Source organism: Streptomyces griseoloalbus (assembly GCA_014650015.1).
Lineage (GTDB): Bacteria > Actinomycetota > Actinomycetes > Streptomycetales > Streptomycetaceae > Streptomyces > Streptomyces griseoloalbus.
Map to the genome: position 1 here is coordinate 145,095 of BMUD01000002.1, position 18,737 is coordinate 163,831.

Annotated in this window: 14 protein-coding genes and 7 pseudogenes; 11 read left to right on the forward strand and 10 right to left on the reverse strand. The window is 67.7% G+C overall.

The annotated features are described in order from the left end of the window. Positions 1 to 6: 6 nt before the first annotated feature. Positions 7 to 1,551 (reverse strand): glycoside hydrolase family 43 protein, encoded by a 1,545-nt coding sequence (locus IE178_RS03565; RefSeq protein WP_193511257.1) that lies wholly within the window; start codon positions 1,549 to 1,551, stop codon positions 7 to 9. A gap of 717 nt (positions 1,552 to 2,268) precedes the next feature. Then, positions 2,269 to 2,931 (reverse strand): annotated as a pseudogene (locus tag IE178_RS03570) (thiamine pyrophosphate-dependent enzyme); the annotation flags it as partial. Between the two features lie 123 nt (positions 2,932 to 3,054). Between IE178_RS03570 and IE178_RS03575 the strand changes: the two are divergent. Then, a pseudogene (locus IE178_RS03575) lies at positions 3,055 to 3,228 on the forward strand (glycosyltransferase); the annotation flags it as partial. A gap of 147 nt (positions 3,229 to 3,375) precedes the next feature. Here IE178_RS03575 and IE178_RS03580 read toward each other — a convergent pair. Continuing rightward, positions 3,376 to 4,014 carry a TetR/AcrR family transcriptional regulator gene (locus tag IE178_RS03580; protein WP_193511258.1) on the reverse strand — a complete coding sequence of 213 codons (639 nt, stop codon included), beginning with the start codon at positions 4,012 to 4,014 and terminating at the stop codon, positions 3,376 to 3,378. Positions 4,015 to 4,165: 151 nt separating this feature from the next. Between IE178_RS03580 and IE178_RS03585 the strand changes: the two genes are divergently transcribed. The 4 genes from IE178_RS03585 (at position 4,166) to IE178_RS03600 (ending at position 6,266) form a co-directional block, all read left to right on the forward strand. Next, on the forward strand, positions 4,166 to 4,924 hold the full coding sequence (locus IE178_RS03585) for an SDR family NAD(P)-dependent oxidoreductase (protein ID WP_193511259.1): 759 nt from the start codon (positions 4,166 to 4,168) through the stop codon (positions 4,922 to 4,924). Positions 4,925 to 4,942: 18 nt separating this feature from the next. Next, positions 4,943 to 5,353, forward strand: coding sequence for a hypothetical protein (locus IE178_RS03590; RefSeq protein ID WP_318279829.1), 411 nt, complete (start codon positions 4,943 to 4,945; stop codon positions 5,351 to 5,353). A gap of 10 nt (positions 5,354 to 5,363) precedes the next feature. Further along, a complete protein-coding gene (locus IE178_RS03595) occupies positions 5,364 to 5,897 on the forward strand; it encodes a DUF7822 domain-containing protein (protein ID WP_193511260.1) in 534 nt (177 codons plus the stop codon). Between the two features lie 234 nt (positions 5,898 to 6,131). After that, positions 6,132 to 6,266 (forward strand): hypothetical protein, encoded by a 135-nt coding sequence (locus IE178_RS03600; protein WP_318279857.1) that lies wholly within the window; start codon positions 6,132 to 6,134, stop codon positions 6,264 to 6,266. 854 nt (positions 6,267 to 7,120) lie between these two features. Here the strand turns inward: IE178_RS03600 and IE178_RS03605 are convergent. Then, positions 7,121 to 7,855 (reverse strand): SDR family oxidoreductase, encoded by a 735-nt coding sequence (locus IE178_RS03605; RefSeq protein WP_193511261.1) that lies wholly within the window; start codon positions 7,853 to 7,855, stop codon positions 7,121 to 7,123. Positions 7,856 to 7,969: 114 nt separating this feature from the next. Between IE178_RS03605 and IE178_RS03610 the strand changes: the two genes are divergently transcribed. Continuing rightward, positions 7,970 to 8,626, forward strand: a complete 657-nt coding sequence (locus tag IE178_RS03610) for a TetR/AcrR family transcriptional regulator (RefSeq protein WP_193511262.1) — start codon at positions 7,970 to 7,972, stop codon at positions 8,624 to 8,626. Positions 8,627 to 8,635: 9 nt separating this feature from the next. Here IE178_RS03610 and IE178_RS03615 read toward each other — a convergent pair. Then, positions 8,636 to 8,722: pseudogene (locus IE178_RS03615) on the reverse strand (IS5/IS1182 family transposase); the annotation flags it as partial. 83 nt (positions 8,723 to 8,805) lie between these two features. Between IE178_RS03615 and IE178_RS03620 the strand changes: the two are divergent. Next, positions 8,806 to 8,889, forward strand: a pseudogene (locus tag IE178_RS03620) (IS5/IS1182 family transposase); the annotation flags it as partial. A gap of 396 nt (positions 8,890 to 9,285) precedes the next feature. Here the strand turns inward: IE178_RS03620 and IE178_RS03625 are convergent. Both IE178_RS03625 and IE178_RS03630 read right to left on the reverse strand, forming a co-directional pair. Continuing rightward, a pseudogene (locus tag IE178_RS03625) lies at positions 9,286 to 10,349 on the reverse strand (IS256 family transposase); the annotation flags it as partial. Between the two features lie 119 nt (positions 10,350 to 10,468). Further along, positions 10,469 to 11,458, reverse strand: a complete 990-nt coding sequence (locus IE178_RS03630) for a helix-turn-helix transcriptional regulator (RefSeq protein ID WP_193511263.1) — start codon at positions 11,456 to 11,458, stop codon at positions 10,469 to 10,471. Positions 11,459 to 11,550: 92 nt separating this feature from the next. On the opposite strand from IE178_RS03630, the gene IE178_RS03635 reads away from it, so the two are divergent. After that, positions 11,551 to 11,949, forward strand: a complete 399-nt coding sequence (locus IE178_RS03635) for a VOC family protein (protein ID WP_193511264.1) — start codon at positions 11,551 to 11,553, stop codon at positions 11,947 to 11,949. 49 nt (positions 11,950 to 11,998) lie between these two features. Further along, positions 11,999 to 13,101 (forward strand): annotated as a pseudogene (locus tag IE178_RS03640) (IS481 family transposase). Between the two features lie 114 nt (positions 13,102 to 13,215). Here the strand turns inward: IE178_RS03640 and IE178_RS03645 are convergent. Both IE178_RS03645 and IE178_RS03650 read right to left on the reverse strand, forming a co-directional pair. Further along, positions 13,216 to 13,737, reverse strand: a complete 522-nt coding sequence (locus IE178_RS03645) for a hypothetical protein (RefSeq protein WP_193511265.1) — start codon at positions 13,735 to 13,737, stop codon at positions 13,216 to 13,218. Between the two features lie 97 nt (positions 13,738 to 13,834). Then, complete coding sequence (locus IE178_RS03650; protein WP_193511463.1) at positions 13,835 to 14,809, reverse strand: alpha/beta hydrolase family protein; 975 nt, start codon at positions 14,807 to 14,809, stop codon at positions 13,835 to 13,837. A 301-nt stretch (positions 14,810 to 15,110) separates the two neighbouring features. Between IE178_RS03650 and IE178_RS03655 the strand changes: the two genes are divergently transcribed. Continuing rightward, positions 15,111 to 15,923 (forward strand): helix-turn-helix domain-containing protein, encoded by an 813-nt coding sequence (locus tag IE178_RS03655; protein WP_229875384.1) that lies wholly within the window; start codon positions 15,111 to 15,113, stop codon positions 15,921 to 15,923. A 456-nt stretch (positions 15,924 to 16,379) separates the two neighbouring features. On the opposite strand, the pseudogene IE178_RS03660 reads toward IE178_RS03655, so the two are convergent. Beyond that, a pseudogene (locus IE178_RS03660) lies at positions 16,380 to 16,922 on the reverse strand (IS3 family transposase); the annotation flags it as partial. Positions 16,923 to 17,332: 410 nt separating this feature from the next. Here IE178_RS03660 and IE178_RS03665 point away from each other — a divergent pair. Further along, positions 17,333 to 18,718 (forward strand): MFS transporter, encoded by a 1,386-nt coding sequence (locus IE178_RS03665; protein ID WP_193511267.1) that lies wholly within the window; start codon positions 17,333 to 17,335, stop codon positions 18,716 to 18,718. Positions 18,719 to 18,737 lie beyond the last annotated feature (19 nt).

An 18,737-nucleotide genomic window follows, 5' to 3' on the forward strand; every position in this document is an offset into this window, starting at 1 on the left:
TGTCCGTCAAGGACCCGGCCCCGCTTCCCAGGGCGCCGGGGCGTACTCGAACCAGTCGAAGGCGACCGCGCCCTCGGTGGCGTACATACCGATCACACGGCCGGTGAAGCCGCAGGCGACCTCGGTGGAGAGGTAGCGCCCGTCCAGTTCGACGAGCGTCTGGGCGTCGGGGGCGTCGGGATCGCCGAGATGGAAGGCGACGGTGTCAGGGCCCGTGGTCCCGCCATCGGTGAGTTCGGGCGACGCGGGCACAAGGTCGGACGTGCGGATCGCCACGGTGAGGGTCAGCGGCCCGGACGGGACCGGTTGGCTGACCACGGTCTGGCGCAGCGGACCGATCCGGGCAACGACGCCTACCTCTCCGTTCCCGACCTCCAGTTCGTAGTGGTGGGCCTCGTCCAGACGCACGCACAGGCCGCCGCGTCCCGTGCCCGGGTCGATCGCAGCGGTGACGCGGCAGTCGTGGTGCTGCTGGCGGCGGCCGACGAAGGTGTACCCGGGGCGGTCGAGGGTGGGGCCGGTGGCGCTGAGGGTCAGCCAGCCAGGGCGCTCGGTGAGCGACCAGGAGTCCTTCGGGCGGGCGAACGGCGAGACCCAGTACGGCGCGAGAGCGGGCTCCTCGAAGTCGTCGCGGCCGGGCAGGGCCGGAACGGGGTGCCAGGCACCGCCCGGGGCCGCGTGGCTCTCGGGAACGGGCGCGACGACGGGCCAGCCGTCCTCGTCCCACTCCACGGGGGCCAGGAACGTCTCGCGGCCGAGCACATGCACGTCGGGCGTGAAGCCGCGGGGGCGGACGCCGAGCAGCACCATCCACCAACTGCCGTCGGGAGCCTGCACCAGGTCGGCGTGGCCGGTGTTCTGGATGGAGCGGGCGGTACCGCCGTGGGACAGCAGCGGGTTGGCAGGTGCGCCCTCCCAGGGGCCGCGCGGTGAGCGGCCGCGGGCGACGGACACGCTGTGGCCGCGTTCCGTGCCGCCTTCCGCTATCAGCAGGTACCACCAGTCGCCGATGCGGTAGAGGTGCGGCGCCTCGGGGTACTTGAGGCCGCTGCCCGACCACGTGACGAAGGGCCCCTCCAGCACCTCACCCTTGGCCGGGTCGATCCTGGCCATGTTGATGCCGCCTTCGGGCCCGGAGAAGGCGCACCAGCAGGTGCCGTCCTCCTCCCACGCCAGATCGGGGTCGATCCCGGACAGGTCGATCCACACCGGGTCGCTCCACGGCCCCTCGGGCCGCTCGGCCGAGACGACGAAGTTGCCGCCGCCGTCGATATTGGTGTTGATGACCCAGTAACGGCCGTCGTGGTGGCGGATCGTGGGGGCGTAGAGACCGCCGGACGCCTTGGCGCCGGGGAGAGGCAGTGGCAGTTGCTCGGGCCGGTCGAGCACGTTGCCGATGTGCTCCCAGTGCACGAGGTCCTTGCTGTGGAAGAGCGGCAGCCCGGGGAAGTACTCGAAGCTGGAACACACCAGGTAGTAGTCGTCACCGACCCGGCACACGCTCGGATCGGGGTGGAACCCGCTGATCACGGGGTTGTCGTACGTATGCACAGGAACGTGTTCCCTTCGAGCCGCCCGATGCCGTGAGCGAGTCTAGGCACGTTCCCACCGTGTGCCGGCAGGTGCCCGTCCCCACCGCACACGCGGAAGTGGCGCACACGGCCTCCGCAGCAACCGCTCCCCCACCTCCCGGCAACCTCAAGCGCATCGTCGCCGCGTCCCTCATCGGCACCACCATCGAGTGGTACGACAACTCATTCGATCAGCGCTGCGACCTGCGCATTTTCCGAGTCTGGCCCTTCGAAGCCAGCACCAAACCAGCACCGGGAGATCACGTTGGGCGCAGAACTGTGAGGAACCTGCCCGTACGAGCACCTGACCGCGCCAACGACCAACGCGAACGATCACTGCCAGTAATGAATGACATCTACCGCCGGCCCGCCCTCCGATTGGCGCGGCTGTACACCGAGGCGGTCCGCAAGGCACCCTCCGCGGGGCCAGGCCATCGGCCTGGCCCAACAAGCGCAGCTGCCTCGGCGTCGGCATCGACGACGCGGCCACCGGCCTCACCGCTCAACTCGATTACTCCCCACGCAGGGGCAATCGGTGGAGTGCGTGCGTCGGGCCGTGAACTTGATGCCCCGCCAGATGGACGATCTCGTTTCGAGAGCCGACGACCGCCTGCGTCCCCCACCCGCGGTGTTCATGAGGAGCCCGGTGGATCACGGAGAGCTGGGTAACCCGACCTCGATGAGGACGGCGACCATCTCAGGGGCGGGGAATGTTTCGCAGGTTGGCGCGGGCCAGGTCGAGCATCTTGCCGACGCCCCCGTCGAGCACGGTCCGCCCTGCGGCGAAGGCGAATCCCTTGACCTGGGCGGCCGAGATGTGCGGCGGGATCGACAGCGCGTTGGCGTCGGTCACCAGGTCTACCAGGAACGGCCCGTCGTGAGCGAGCGCCCGCTTGAGTCCCTCGACGACATCCCCGGGGTGCTCGATGCGGATCGCCTCGATGCCCGCGCTGCGGGCGATCGCCGCGTAGTCCACCGGCTCGTGGTCGGTCTCGTGCTCGGGCAGCCCCTCGACCAGCATCTCCAACTTCACCATACCCAGGGAGGAGTTGTTGATGACGATCGTCTTCACCGGCAGATCGTGCAGCTTCACTGTGAGCAACTCGCCCATGAGCATGCCCAGTCCGCCGTCACCCGACATCGAGATCACCTGGCGGCCGGCGTATGCGAACTGCGCGCCGATGGCGCGCGGCAGCGCGTTGGCCATCGTGCCGTGCAGGAACGAACCGATCACCCGGCGCCGTCCATTGGGGGTCAGATAACGCGCCGCCCAGACGTTGGACACGCCGGTGTCCACGGTGAACACTGCGTCGCCGGCCGCGAGTTCGTCCAGGACGGAGGCCGCGTACTCAGGGTGGATCGTCGCACGACCCAGGGTCACGTACGAGGGGTCGACGGACCTTCTTGGCCAGGAATACGACAGCCACGGAACAAGGTTCCCCTCTCTGTCCCGGAGCCTCTCCTGCCCTCACGCATCAAGCCCTTGACCACCGTCGTCATCGCCAGCCGCCTGCGCAAAGACTGGCTGGACCACCTGACCGCCGTGCACGCCAGCCTCGCCCGGCAGTCCGTACCGTGGGAGGCCGTGGCCGCACTCGACGGCGCCTCTCCCGACCGCCTGCCCACGCCGCTCGCGCAGGACCCCCGCATCCGCACTACTGGCACCTGCGGCCGGCTGTGCTTCGTAGGCTCCAAGAGCGTGCGCGAGCCTCTGCCTTCAGGCGACCGTGTCTGCAAGAACGGCCCTGGTACGACACGTGTTCCTCGATACGTGGTGTGAGGTCACGGACGGGGGCGCTTGGGTTTACGGCTTCTGGCGGCCGGTGCCGTACCGGGCGAGCATCGTCTCCACGGCCTCGTCGATGACGTAGTCCGTCTCCCGCGCGGTAGGGGCCCAGTCGGTGAGCAGCATTCGGGGCCACAGGACGAAGTTGGCGATCATGCCGAGGAACTGGTTTGCGGCACTCTCCGCATCGGGCACGCGGGCGGTGCCGGCCTCGCGCTCGGCCTGAAGGTAGAGCCGCACGGAGTCGAAGTAGGGCAGCTTGCCCAGCTGGAACTGCATCCTGCCCAGCTCGGGCAGGCGCGGCAGCTCGGCGATCACGATCCTGAACAGGGCCGTCATGCCGGGCCGGCCCATCAGCTCGGCGTACTGGCGGCCGATGGCCGCCAGGCCCGCACGCAGGTCGCCTGCCGGGGGCCGGACCGGCGCCTGGCCAGACCCCTGCTGCCAGGACTCGGTAACGATGGCCTCGAAGAGGGCCGCCTTGGTCGGGAACTGCTTGAACAGCGTCGACTTCGACACCCCGGCTGCCTCGGCGATCCGGGCCAGTGACGTCCCGCCGTATCCGCTCTCCAGGAACAGTGCGGTGGCGGACGAGGTGATCGCCTCCCGCTTCTGCTGGGCCAGCCGTCGGTGGTGGTCGGAGAGTCCTTCTGTCATGGGGACAGTATGCCTCTATGGCGAGGCGAGTCACTTGACTCGCCCCTGGGGTGGCCCTACGGTGAAGGAGGCGAGTCGGTCGACTCGCCATCCGCGCCGCAGCAGTGAGCCCGGCGGTCTCCCTCCCTTTCTTCGCCCGAGGAGCAGTTGCATGGACAGCAAGAAGATCGCGCTGGTCACCGGTGCCAACCGGGGGCTGGGCCGCAGTACGGCGGTGGCGCTGGCGCAGCGTGGAGCTGGGGTGATCGTCACATACCGGGGCGACGAGGCGGGGGCGCAGGAGACGGTTGAGGCGGTGCGGGCGGCCGGGTCCGCCGCTCTCGCGCTTCGCCTGGACATCAGCGACATCGCTTCTTTCCTCCCCTTTGCGGCGGAGCTCGGCGAGCATCTGCGGCTCTGGGACGCTACGCGGCTCGACATCCTGGTCAACAACGCCGGGGTGGGGATCTTCAGCCCCCTGGAACAGGTAAGCGTCGCGGACTTCGACGCGATGATGGATACCAACGTCCGCGGGACGTTCTTCCTCATCCAGGCTCTGCTGCCGCTGCTTGCCGACCCCGCCGGCGTCATCAATGTCTCCAGCTCCCTGACCCGCCACACCAGCCCTGCCACCGCCGTCTACTCGGCGTCCAAGGCCGCCATCGAGGCACTCAGCCGCACCCTCGCTCTGGAACTGGGTCCGCGCGGTATCCGGGTCAACTCCATCGCCCCGGGGCCGACCGCCACCGACTTCAACGGCGGAGCCATGCGCGACGACACCGACATGCGAGCGGGGCTGGCGGCGCAGACCGCTCTGGGCCGCGTCGGCGAACCCGCCGAAATCGGCGACGCCATCGCCACACTCGCCTCCGACAGCCTGCGCTGGGTCACCGCCCAGCGCCTCGAGGTCTCCGGAGGCGCCCTGCTCTAGCGGCATGGGCAAGCACCGGTGGTCGAGGGGGCGGCCGCATGCCCGGACCTGCCCGGCGAGTCCGGGCCGCAGAACCACTCACCTTCGGTAGCACTCGCAGAACATCTGCCCGAGTTTGAAACGAAGTTGGCCCGCGACGCCGCCCCGCTACCGGACTGGCCCGAACAACTCACCACCGCCCGCCTCCCGGTCCTGGCCGACCTGGCCAAAGCCATCCGCGAGGACCAACCCGCAGTCGTGCAGGGCATCACCACCCCGCTCAACTCCGGCGTCAACGAAGGCCGCATCACCGATCTGAAGCTCCAGAAGCGGATCACGGCCGGTCGCGCGGGGGTCCCGCTGCTCCGCCACCGCGTCGTCCTCATGGCCCTGCTCCGACGCGCAATCTTGCCAGGGCCGCGTTCACGTGTACGCCGACGCTGGTGTTAGCGTCGCCGCCATGGCGAACCGTTCCTACCTCTACTCCGCAGACTCGATGCCGAGCGAGACGGAGCTCCCCCAGCGAATTCGGTGCATATCCGAGCACAACTGGGACATCCCGCTCGCGCACAAGCTCCTGGCGGGCCGCGGGACGACGATCGTCCCGTCCATGATCTGGAACCCTCCGATCGGCATCGCCGCGGAGTACGCCGCCGGAGTGACCCTGCTGCTCGGTCTCCTACGTGCGGTCGGCGAGGGCCTGGAGGGCGACCCTGAGTTCACCGAATGCGTGGCCAGGACCACGGCCCACCTAGAGAAGCAGCGGGCGAAGTACTTCGTCCTGGAGACCGGGGAGATTGTCTCGATGGCGGGCGACGATCCGGCAGCGAGCGTGTGGCATCTGACGTCCGAGGACATCCCCGACACCGTCGCCAAGGCCGAGGCGGCGCTCGCCGGCCAGAACGACGCCTGGCTGGCCTCGGTCCGAGGTGACTGGCAGAGGCACTTCGCGTCCTTCTACAGCGAGGCGCTCTACTTCTCCTTCCCCGACTGACGAGGCTTGCGGTGCGGTGCCGGTCGATCCCGGCCTGCCCCCAAGGACACGACCCAGGCGTCTCAGCAGAGCAAGCACGCCAGGGAAGAGTCCGATGATCTGCTCACCGCGCACAAGCGCGAGTAGTAAGCGACAGGTCAGGCTGACCTGCTCCGAGGTCGCTGGAACCGCTGGACGAGCAGTTCCGATGTGACTCAGTGACCGTGGGCGATATGTGACCTGGTGGCGGGCGCCGTGAACGCCGCCCTCACGCTTCCGTACAGCAACGGCCCCACCGAGGGCGTCAACACCAAGACCAAGCGGATCGCGCGCCAGATGCACGGACGCGCAGGCTTCACCCTTCTTCGCCACCGCACCCTCCCCGGATAGCAGCACTCTCCGTCACCACCGAATGTGAGACAGGGCCACTCGGTTGACAGACCCCACTGACGCGACGAACGGAGATACGGCGAAACAGCCCAGATCGGGCTCGGCGAGGACTATCGTGCGCGCCAACTCGAATACACAACACGACAAGTCCAGTGCTCATCGAACAGATACAGTGCTCATCGAACAGATACAGTGCTCATTGAACAGATACAGTGCTCAGTCACATGCACGAGCGAGGTCGCTGAGATGGGGCTCACGACCAGATTCGATCACATGTTCGATTTCTTGCCATGTCCGGCCAGGCAACTTGTGACGTTCAGCGATAGTTGGCCATGTGCAGCGATAGTTGGCCATCCGTGTCCTGACTCTTGATCGATCCAGCTGCCGCGGTACCCCTCGGAATCGCGACATACCGGGGCCTCGCCAGCTGCTCACCCCAAGCGCCGGATGAATTCGGTTGTGGTGGGCCCGGTGAGGTACCTCCATGGGCGGTGCCACAGATCAGGAGCAACGGGCGAGGGCAGGAAGAAGCCACACGATCACGGGGCAACCGGCTCCGTGGCGGAGGCTGGCCGTGCTCGTGGCCCTGATGCTGGCCGCTTTCACCTTCAACCCCGACCTTGACCGTAGCCGGGCCAGGCCGCTGACCAGCGATCCCAGCATCCGACAAGCCGGCCGTCGGCCACTCCGTCTGACGTCCCACGGCCGACACCAGTCAGGTTGGAAAGGGCTCACTGACACCCGTAGGCTTTCCGAGATCAGCTCGGGTCGTAATCCGCTGACCAGCGTAGACGACAGGTTCGAGAGAGCTCAGCGTGGACTCCGCGCCGAATGGCGGCCGAGCCGGTGCGGTGTCAGACCTGGCCGATCCCTCCGTCGACAGGGAGGTCAATTCCGCTGACGAAGCTCGAGTCCACGGACGCGAGGAAGAGCGCCGCGGTGGCGATCTCCTGTTCGGCGCCAAGGCGGCCGAGGGGCACCAGCGAGGCGATCTGGTCCCTGAATCCCGGCGGGAGGTTCGCGAACGCCGGGGTGTCGATCGCGGCGGGACTGAGGACGTTGACGCGGATCCCCCGCTCCTTCAGGTCGGTGGTCCAGGTCCGCGCGAACGACCGCAGCGCAGCCTTGCTCGCCGCATAGATCGTGGTTCCCGGATCACCTTTCTCTGCGGCGCCCGACCCGATGAGCACGATCGAGGCGCCGTCGGACAGCAATGGCAGGAGTTTCTGCACGGTGAAAAACGTTCCGCGCACGTTCACGCCGAACACGGCGTCGAACGACTCCTCGGTCACGTCGCCGATGCGCTCGTTCCACGTCCAGGCCCCGGCACTCGCGACGAGGACGTCGACCCGGCCCAGTTCGGCCGCCACGACATCGGCCAGGCGGACCACGTGGGCGACCTCGCCGACGTCACCGACCACACCGGTCACATCGTGGCCGATCGCGGCCACCGCGGCGTCCAGCTGCTCTTGTCGCCGGCCGGTGATGACCACGTGCGCGCCCTCCGCGACGAACAACTTGGCGGTCGCCAGCGCCAGTCCCGAGGTCGCGCCGGTGATCACCGCGACCTTCCCGCAGAGCTTCGCCATGCCGGATCTCCTCCATAAAATGAGTACACCATCATTTTCGATACTTCACGACCGTAGCAAAGATGAGGCAGGGCTCAAAGTTGAGGCATGTCGCACTTTTGCTACCGTGATCTCATGTTTTCCCGAAAGAACCCACCGCCCGCGCGCAGGGATGCCCACCGCAACCGTCAGCGGCTTCTCGAGTGCGCCCGGCGCGCGTTTGCCGAACGAGGCGCGGAAGCCGCTCTCGACGGCATCGCCCGGGAGGCGGGCCTGGTGGTCGGCACCCTCTACCGGCACTTCCCCACGCGCCTGGACCTTCTGTGCGCTGTGCTCGAACCGAAGTTGCGCCGCGTGATCGACGAGGTGGCGGCCTCACTCGACCAGGAGGACCCGTGGGAGGCGTTTCGCGGCCTGCTGGAAGTTCTGTGTTCGGCCCAGGCCGGAGATCGGGCATTCGGTGACTTCCTGGCGCGGAGGTTCCCCGGCGACGACCGCACGAAGGCCGCACACAATGAGATCTGTGCACATGCACAACAGGTTCTGCTGCGCGCACAGGGTGCGGGCATCGTGCGTCCCGACGTCACCGGCGCCGACCTGCTCGTGTTGTTGTGGGCGAGCGACCGTGTCTCCGAGACCACGCAGCACGTCGCACCGTCGATGTGGCGTCGGCACCTGCACCTGGCGATGGATGGATTCCGGGCGTCGAACCGCCTCGACCTGCGGGAGCCTGCGTGGGACCTGGAGCTTTTGAACCGGGCGATGACCGTCCCGAGAGCACAGGGGCACTGAGGCTTTTCATCATCGGTCTGAGCTGGTCAGATGAAGGGTGAGGATGGCCTGGACGAGGCTGGTGATCCGGGTGGTCGAGCACCGGAGGTTGCGGAGGGACTCGGCGAGTGAAGTGACCCCTTGCGACCGCGTCGGCAGCAGCCGGGCCGACTTCTCACCCGGCGGGCAGGCTGCTGTGAATTCCGCCAGCACTGCCCGGCCGCACCCACCACCTGACCGCGGCCGGCACCCACCGCATCTTCCGAATCTGCGCACGCCAGGGGGGTTGCTGCTCATGATGTACCGCCAGCAGACGAAGTACCATTTGGGACCAACGTGCACCGCGCCCAAGCACAGCGCCTTTGCCAGTGCCGACGGCGGCTGAGCGGCAAGGCCGGACTCGGTCTCTCAGTCCGGTCGCCCAGCACCAAGTCAGCACGGGAGTCGGCACCGCGCCGTCGAATCACCCTGAACTGCGCGTCCCGGACGGCGCTCGTGTCGACCACCGCCGTTCCTCTGAGAGCCTTTCCATGAGTCGGCATGGTGGCCGCACGCATAGCCGACCCTCGAACTATGTTGCCCCGCCACATGTGCGCCTGACCTGCGGATTCCTACGGTGTGGCGACACGCAAACGTCCCCGTCACACCCCGGGAAGTGGTGCCGATGTCGTCGCCCGCAGCCGCTCCATGGCGGCCTTGCGGATGCGTGCGTTCACGCTCTCGATGGCGTTGGTCGTGCAGATGATCTTCCGGATCTCCATGTCGAAGGACAGGAAGGGCACGAACTCGGCCCACGCGTTCTCCCACAGCCGGATGGCCGCGGGATACTTCAGCCCCCATTCCTTCCGGAATTCGGCGAACCGCTCGACCGCCGCAGCCTCGGTCGGCGCCGTGTAGACCGGCTTGAGAGCCTTGGCCATCTCCTGCCAGTCCTGCCTGCCCGCATAACAGAAACTGTTCCGCAGGAAATGAACGATGCACGTCTGGACCACGGTCTGCGGCCACACGTTGTTCACCGCCGCGGGCAGCTCCTTCAGACCGTCGCAGACCAGCATCAGGACATCGCGCAACCCCCGGTTCTTCAGTTCGGTGAGAACCTGCTGCCAGTACTTCGCCCCTTCACCGCCCTCGCCGGCCCACAGGCCGAGGATGTTCCTCGTGCCCTCCGCCGTGACGGCCAGCACGATGTAGACGGGCCGGTTCGCGACCTGGCCGTCGCGGATCTTCACGTGCACGCAGTCGATGAACACGCCGGGTAGACACGGTCCAGCGGTCGGTTCTGCCACTCCGTCATCGCGTCGACCACGCTGTCCGTGATCGTGGAAATGGTCTGCTTCGACACCTCCGCGCCGTAGACCTCCTGGAGATGGGCGGAGATCTCCCCGTGGGTCAGGCCCTTGGCCGACAGCGACAACACCATCTCGTCCACCCCGGTCAGACGTCGCTGCCGCTTACGCACCAACTGCGGATCGAACGAGCCGTTGCGGTCCCTGGGCACCTTGATCTCCACCGGCCCGACCTCGGTCGTCACCGTCTTCGCGCGATGCCCGTTGCGGTAGTTCCCGCTGCGGCCCTCGTCGGCCCGCTCCCCGCTCTCCCGCCCAAGGTGATCGGTGAGCTCACCCTCCAGAGCTCCCTCGACCACGAGCTTCGTCAACTGCGCCAGCAGGCCGCCTTCACCGGTCATCCGGATCCCGTCGGCCTTCGCCTGGGCCACCAGCCTACCCACGAGAACCCGGTCCAGCTCTGACTCAACGGCCTCGGCCGCCGGCTCACTCGAACGCGCATTCTACTTCATGATGTTCCTCCCCGGGAGATTCACCAGCCTTAACTGTGCCATCTCATGACATTGGTTCCTCGCTGTCAGGCTTGGCGGGCGTAGGACGCGAGGCGATCGGCGAGCGCGGTGACGAGGTCGCGAAGTTCATCGGGGCGCTCGATGACGAACGGCCGGTCGAGTGAGGCGAGTACTGGAGGCAACCAGTCGAGCCGCTCCGCCCGCAGCTCGACGCGTAGCCAGCGCTGGGTCGCCCGGTCCTGGCCTGCCGCGGGCTCGTGCTCCTCCAGGCTCGCGACGCTGGCGGGAAGGTGGGCGCGGATCTGCTCGACCGTCCCGTGGATCCGCAAGGTCACCTCATGCCGGTAGTCAGCCGTGGCGAAGCCTGACAACACGCGCTGTGCCGGATCGGGGCCCGCCGGCGCTTCGAATGAACCGGGCAGGGTCCGCGCGTCTGCGATGCGATCGAGCCGGAAGGTTCGGTCCTCGCCGATCCGGGCGTCCTTGCCCGTGACGTACCACCGGCCCGCATGGGCGACGATCCCGTACGCGTGCAGCCTGCGTTCGCTGCGCCGTTCGTCGCGGTCGGTGTAGCGGATCGAGACCGGTCGGCGGTGGCGCACCGCATCGGCGATGGTGAGCAGGACCCCGGCGTCCGGGGTGTCGAACTCTCCGGGCTGGTCCGTGAAGGCGAGGGATTCCAGGAGTGTGTCGAGCCGGCGGGCGATGTGCTTGGGCAGCACCCTCCGGATCTTGGCCGATGCCGTCTCGCTTGCCGTGTGCTGCGTCGTTGTCAGCCCTGCCCGGCGGCCGGCGACCAGGCCGAGCAGCACGGCCAGCGCCTCGTCGTCGCTGAGCATGAGCGGAGGCAAGCGGTACCCGGGGGCGAGCCGGTACCCGCCGTAGCGGCCGCGCACCGATTCCACGGGCACGTCGAGGTCGATCAGCTGGTCCACATACCGCCGCACGGTGCGCCCTTCGACGCCGAGCCGGTCGGCGAGTTCGGCCACCGTCCGGGTGCCGCCCGACTGCAGCAGCTCCAGGAGTGTCAGCACGCGGCCAGCGGGTCGAGGCATGTGCACAACCTAACGCGAATACAGGACCGATTCTGTCCACTATTTCTCCTAGTCTGCGACGTGCACGACTCCACACAGCCAAGGAGATCCCCATGGACTTCGTCTCGATCCGCATCATCACCAGCGACGTAGCGCGTCTCGTCGAGTTCTACGAGCGAGCCACAGGAGTGCGGGCGACGTGGGCCACCGAGGACTTCGCCGAGCTCAAGACCCCGGGCGCCACCCTCGCGATCGCCGGCACCCGCACCGTTCCGCTGTTCGCCCCGGGCTCTGCCCGCCCGGCGGACAACCACAGCGTGATCACCGAGTTCCTCGTCGACGACGTGGACCGCGTTCACCGGAACCTGACCGGCTTCGTCACCGACTTCGTCAACGGGCCCACCACGATGCCCTGGGGCAACCGGTCGCTGCTGTTCCGTGACCCCGACGGCAACCTCGTCAACTTCTTCACCCCCGTCACCCCGGCGGCCATCGAAAAGTTCGCACGCTGACGCCACGCACAGCCGCTCACGCGGGAGCCCTGAAATCCCGGGGTTCCCGGTGAACGCGGCCGCCGAGTCCAGGAGCGCCACCAGCAGGGGGCACCGGAACGCACCGCTGACCCCCGAAGGACGTCTGCGCTTGTGCCTGCGGATCGACGCCGGACGTCCGATCGCGCACGTCGCTGCGGAAGCCGGGATCTCACGCCGCTGCCTGGCCAAGTGGTACGCCCGCTGGCGGGCGCACGGCGAGAACGGACTGCTCGACCACTCCTCCCGCCCCGCTACCAGCCCCGCCCGCACCCCCGAGGACATCGCCGACCTGGTGGAGGCACTGCGGCGGCGGACCAAGCACGGGCCAGCCCGGCTCGCCGCCGACCTACAGCGGCTGCACGGCGTCACACTCGCGCCGGCGACCGCCCACCGCATCCTGGTGAGGCGAGGACTCAACCGGCTCCGGGACCTCGACCCACCGACCGGCGAGCAGCTGCGCGAGGTCATCCGCTACGAGCACGACCGGCTCGGCGACCTGGTCCACGTCGACGTCAAGAAACTCGGCCGCATCCCGACCGGCGGCGGCTGGCGGATGCACGGCGTCGGCACCGAGTCCGCCCGCGCCTCCAAACGCACCGGCCCCGACACCGGCAAGGTCGGATACACGTACCTGCATTCGGCGCTCGACGACCACTCCCGGCTCGCCTACACCGAGGGCCTGGACGATGAGAAGGCCGTCACCGCGGTCGCCTTCTGGCACCGTGCCGTTGCCTTCTTCGCCGCCCGCGGCTCACACCGATCCGCCGCTGCCTCACCGACAACGGTGCGTCCTACCGGTCTACGACCTGGGCTGACGCGCTCGCCGCGACCGGCACGAAGCACAAGCGGACCAGGCCGTACACGCCGCGCACGAACGGGAAGGTGGAGAGGTATAAGGGGACGTTCTCCCGCGAGTGGGCGTACGTCCGCGACTGCACAACCGAGCGTGACCGACGCGTCGCACTCGTGGAGTTCGTGAACTACTACAACCACGAGCGGCCGCACGCCGCGCTCGGCGGCCGACCGCCCATCAGCCGGACCGCCGGGAGCGACTACCGGATCGTCTTTGACCAGCCGCCCGAACCACTCTCGGACATCCCGCAGCAGCTCACCTTCGAGGACTTCGTGTAACCAAGACCCCGAGCCACCACACTTAACTGGCTCTTCCTGCCCGGGAGTTACACCACTCACCGTACAGACCCGCACTCCGTCAGCGTCCCGCACCGCCTCACTGTGTGGGGCCGGTCAGGCGGCCGGCACGGTGCCGGGCTGGTCATGCACGTTTGCTACCGCGCTGATCTGATCTGTGCCCGCCTGGGTGAGGAAGACCCACGTCCCGTAGACGCCCCACATGAGGCCGAGCAGCGAACTCGCGGCGTAGAAGCCCATTCCGTTGGTGGAGCCGACGGTGGCGAACAGTCCGGCGGCGGCGATACCTGCCGCGAACACGACGAGCGCGACGACGAGGATGGGCCGCGCATGCTGGGACGTGCCACGGCGGGCTGCGTGGTCGAGCACCGAGAGCAGACTTGCGCTTGCTGCTGCGGCGACCAACAGTTCGACCCCGAGCGCCCAGGTTGGTTGTGGCAGGGTGACCAGCGATGCGGTGACTGTGGTTGTCAGGAACAGGGAGACGGTTTGCGCGGCGCGGTTGCGGTATTCCTGGGAGGTGGCGACGACGTCGAAGCGGAAGGCGACGACGATGAAGGTGAGGCCGGTGAGGCCGGCGGCGCTTCCGCCGACGGTTGCGGCGAACGTGGTCCACATGGCGGTTGCTCCTGTGCGATCCGTGCTGGGGTGGAAGGTCTCGGTGCGATGAAGTGAGGTGGGCGGCGGCCGTCGCGCCGCCGCCCACCTCGCGGAACTACCTTGTTTCGACCTTGGCCATCGGGTCTTCACCGTTCTCCAGGGCGTTCACCGCGTTCTTCCAGGACGGGTCGGCCGAGTAGAGCTGGCTGCGCAAGTAGGCCCACACGAGAGCCCGCAGAGTCGCCACGCGCTCGGGATTTTCGTCGTTCGTCTCTGCCGCGTCGTATCCGGATATGCCACCGAAGATGTGACCAGCGCCGTACATGGTCACCATGGTTTTGTTGCCGCCGGGGCTGGCCGAGTAAGCGTCAGCACGGTAGCTGAGCCGATTGGAGAAGTTGGGGTTGAGGTCCTGATCGCCCACGATGATCAGGCCGGTGCCTGTCATCTGCTCGAAGTCGGTGTAATACAGCACCGTGTAGTTCGTCTTGGCCCACTCGGCGAAGTGCTCGTCGTTGCCGATGCCGGGAGCTCCGATGAGCACTCCCGCCTTGACACGGGAGTCGGAGAGGTCCTTCGGCCGGTCGTCGTCCGGGTCCAGCATCTGGGCTCCGAGGAGGAGGGAGACGGTGTTGCCGCCCAGGGAGTGTCCTACGGCACCGACGCGGTCCCTGTCGATCCGCCGTTCGGCAAGACCAGGGACGGCGACCTCGATGTCGTCGAGGCGGTCGAGGATGTTGTGCATGTCGGTGGCGCGGTCACGCCAGAACAAGGGCGCGTCCTTGAGGTCGGTGTCGCGCAGACCGAGGGCCGTCGAGTCCAGGTGGGTCGGCTGGATGACCGCGAACCCGTGGGCGGCGAAGAAGTTCGCCAGCGGCCCGTAGCCGTTGTAGGAGGACAGGAAGTTCGCCAGCCCGTGCCCGTGGGACAGGAGGATGAGCGGCAGGTCGGTGCCGGTCGCGGGGATCGACACCTTGACCTCCAGCGGCACGGGCCGGCCGGGAACGTCGAGGGTGACCGGGTGGTAGGTGAGGACGGGTTGCGAAGCGTTGACCGGAATGTTGGCGGCGTCGCTGTACGGCTTGCTCATCGGAGCCCTTTCGAGATCGGTGTTGACATAGCGCCTGTCGTAACCGGCGGTAGGCATGGAATCGGGGGTCGTGGCCGCGAGCCTGATGGGCCAGGGACGGCCGCCCGGCACCTGGGTCGGTGTGGACGGCGATCTCCGCGGCGGTGCACAGATCTCGTCAGGTGTTCGTCCCGCGGTCTGACGGCAGGGGGAGGGCGACTGGCTCGACCATCGACTGTCATGCCTCCCTAGCCCGACGGGTGCACTTGTCTACCGGAAACTGTAAGATCAATCGAACAAACTGAACTAGGGCGAAAGTGACATGGCTGAGTCCGCAACCGATGGGCGTCGCAGAAGAGCACGGTTCGGAGTCGAGAGCCTGGTTGTGCGCGCTGCCGATGGTGACTTCCCGACCGTTGTGAACGGCGGGTACACCGTCAAGATCACGCATGGCGGCTCCGCACCCCCTTTTCAGTACCTCGGGCGGACCCAGAGCCCCCCTGTTCCTGGCGCGGTGACGGTGATCGAGCCCCATGAGGTCGTGAGCTGCCTCGAACAGGACAAAGCCGCCGCTGACGGCCAGGCCATTGTGCAACTGATGTTCCTCGACGCCGATCTCATGCCGGTCGGCACAGGCCGGCCGCGCTTTCACGAGGTGACCTATTCAGACCGCGGCCTCTTCGACGGCATCGCTGCGCTGCACAGGGATTTGGCGCACGGCGAGGACGAGTTGGATCTCGAGTCGTCGCTGATCCGCTTGCTGAACGTTCTGCTCGCCAGGCATGCGGATGCTCCCGGCGCAGCGAGTCCGGCACTTCGTCCTCGAGCGCTTCGTCAAGTACGGGAGATGCTCCACAGCCAACTGAACTCCAACATCAAGCTCGACGACCTCGCGGCAGTCGCCGGTTGCAGCAAACGCCACTTGATCAGGAGTTTCCGGCAGGCTTACGGGGTTCCACCCCACCATTACCGGACCCTGTTGCGCTTGGCACGCGCCAAGTCCATGCTGGCAGCGGGACGATCCGTGGCAGAGACCGCCGCCGAGCTTGGTTACTGTGACCAGAGCCAGCTCAATCGGCACTTCCGGCGGGAATTCGGCATGAGCGCAGGTGGCTATGCCAGAACCGTGCGGTAGGTAGACCTGCGATGTCTGGGCTCAACTGCCACCTTGCCGGCCCCCATGGGAAAGCGCTGACCGGTGGGCCGGGTCACGTCCGCTCCGCACAGGCGGAGGTGAACCGAACCCGTCGCCGGGCCATTCCGTCTCGTACTCGTCCGCTCCGCGCAGGCGGAGGTGACCCGGCCGGATCCAACACGGACGTGATCCCCCTCGTGTCCGCTCCGCGCAGGCGGAGGTGAACCGTTCTGCGATGCGCGGCAGCGTCGGGTCACGTCCGCTTGCTCCTATGTCAAGCAGCTGCTGCGAGGTGGGTCTGTGGCTCCTCGACAGGGCGAGCGTCGCGGCGCAAGGCCCGGTAGACGACGTCGGAAAGCCTGCGTTTGAGGGCGCGGATTGATTCGGTACTGGTGTCGCCGGCTTGACGGCGGCGCTGTAGGTAGTCGGGCCTTGACCCGGAATCTTGGACACGGGCTATGCGGCTTGGGCCAGGGTAGTTGATGTTGTGTCGAGTGCTGTCTCGTAGGCGATGGGACTGTGTTGTCCGAGGCGGGAGTGACGGCGTCGGGTGTTGTAGCGGTGCAGCCAGCGGAACGCGTCGAGGCGGGCCTCGCGCTCGCTGGGCCAGCGCTTTCGGCCCTGGAGCGTCTCGCGTTTGAAGGTCGCGTTGAAGGACTCGGCGAGTGCGTTGTCGGCCGAGCTGCCGATCGCGCTCATGGACTGACGGACGCCGGCTTGGCGGCAGGCGTCGGCGAAGGCCCGGCTGGTGTATTGGGCCCCGTGATCGGTGTGCATGACCACCCCGGTGAGGCTGCCGCGGGTTTGTTCGGCGGCGGCCAGGGCGTCGGTGACGAGGTCGGTGCGCATGTGGTCCGCGATCGCCCAGCCGGCCAGGCGGCGTGAGGCGAGGTCGATGACGGTGGCCAGGTAGAGGAACTTCCCGCCGTCCACGGGGAGATAGGTGATGTCGCCGACGTACTTCGTGTTCGGCTTGCGTTCCGTGAAGTCGCGGCCGATCGTCGCCTCGGGCCGCGACTGGTACAGCGCGACCGCGTCCGCCTTGAACTGCGGCGGATAGTTCTTCATGACCACGAGATGTCCGTTCTCAAATCCTCAGGATCCAGTGTCTCGTGTGTCCAGGATCAAGGGCCAAGGCCCGACGGGTGATGACGTGGGATTTTAGTCAGCACCAAACCAGCACGGGAGTCAGCACGGCACCGTCAAATCGTGCTGAACTACGCGTCCCGGACGGCACTCGTTTCGACCACCACCGGTCCCCTGAACCGCCTTTGCATGAGCTGGCATGGTGGCCGCGCGCATAGCCGACCCTCGAACTATGTTGCCCCGCCACATGTGCGCCTGACCTGCGGATTCCTACGGTGTGGCGACACGCAAACGTCCCCGTCACACCCCAGGAAGTGGTGCCGATGTCGTCGCCCGCAACCGCTCCACCGGCTCCGAACAACCTCAAGCGCATCGTCGCCGCGTCCCTCATCGGCACCACCATCGAGTGGTACGACTTCTTCCTCTACGGCTCCGCCGCCGCGCTCGTCTTCAACAAGCTGTTCTTCCCGGACTCGGACCCGCTCGTCGGCACGCTGCTGTCGTTCCTCACCTACGCCGTCGGATTCGCCGCGCGGCCGCTGGGCGCGCTGGTCTTCGGGCACTACGGGGACCGGCTCGGGCGCAAGAAGCTGCTGGTGCTGAGCCTGTTGATGATGGGCGGGGCCACGTTCGCGATCGGGCTGCTGCCCACGCACGCCACCATCGGCAGCCTCGCGCCCGTGCTGCTCACCGTGCTGCGGCTGGTGCAGGGTTTCGCGCTGGGCGGCGAGTGGGGCGGTGCCGTGCTGCTGGTGTCCGAGCACGGGGACGCGCGGCGGCGCGGGTTCTGGGCCTCGTGGCCGCAGACCGGCGCGCCGGCGGGGCAGTTGCTGGCGACCGGCGTGCTGTCGCTGCTGACCGCCGTGCTGTCGGACTCGGCCTTCGGGTCGTGGGGCTGGCGGATTCCGTTCCTGCTGTCCGGGGTTCTGGTGATCGTCGGTCTGTGGATTCGTCTGTCCGTCGATGAATCGCCGGTGTTCAAGCAGGCTCTTGAGCAGGCCGAGGCCCGCAAGGCGGACGCCGACGCCGAACGGATGCCGGTCGTGGCGGTCCTGCGGCACCACTGGCGTGACGTGCTGGTGGCGATGGGGGCGCGGATGGCGGAGAACATCAGCTACTACGTGATCACCGCGTTCATTCTCGTGTACGCCACCACCTCGGCCGGTGTGTCGAAACAGACCGCGCTCAACGCCGTGCTCATCGCCTCGGCGATCCATTTCGTCACCATCCCGGCCTGGGGTGCGCTGTCCGACCGGTGGGGCCGGCGTCCGGTGTATCTGATCGGCGCGGTGGGCGTGGGGCTGTGGATGTTCCCGTTCTTCGCGCTCATCGACACCGGCGGCTTCGGGAACCTGCTCCTCGCGGTGACCGTGGGCCTGGTGCTGCACGGGGCGATGTACGCGCCGCAGGCCGCCTTCTTCTCCGAGATGTTCGCGACCCGGATGCGCTACTCCGGTGCCTCCATCGGCGCCCAGTTCGCCTCCGTCGCGGCGGGCGCTCCAGCGCCGCTGATCGCCACCGCGCTGCTCTCGGACTACGGCAGCTCGACACCGATCGCGCTGTATGTCATCGCGGCGAGCCTGCTGACGGTCGTCGCCGTGGCGGCGGCCAAGGAGACCCGCCACCGTGACCTGGCGGAGGTCGCCCCGTCGGGTGACGCGGGTGGGCCGGCCGAGGCTCCGGCCCCGCAGGACGTGCGCACGGTCTGATCCGGTACGGCCCCGGCCC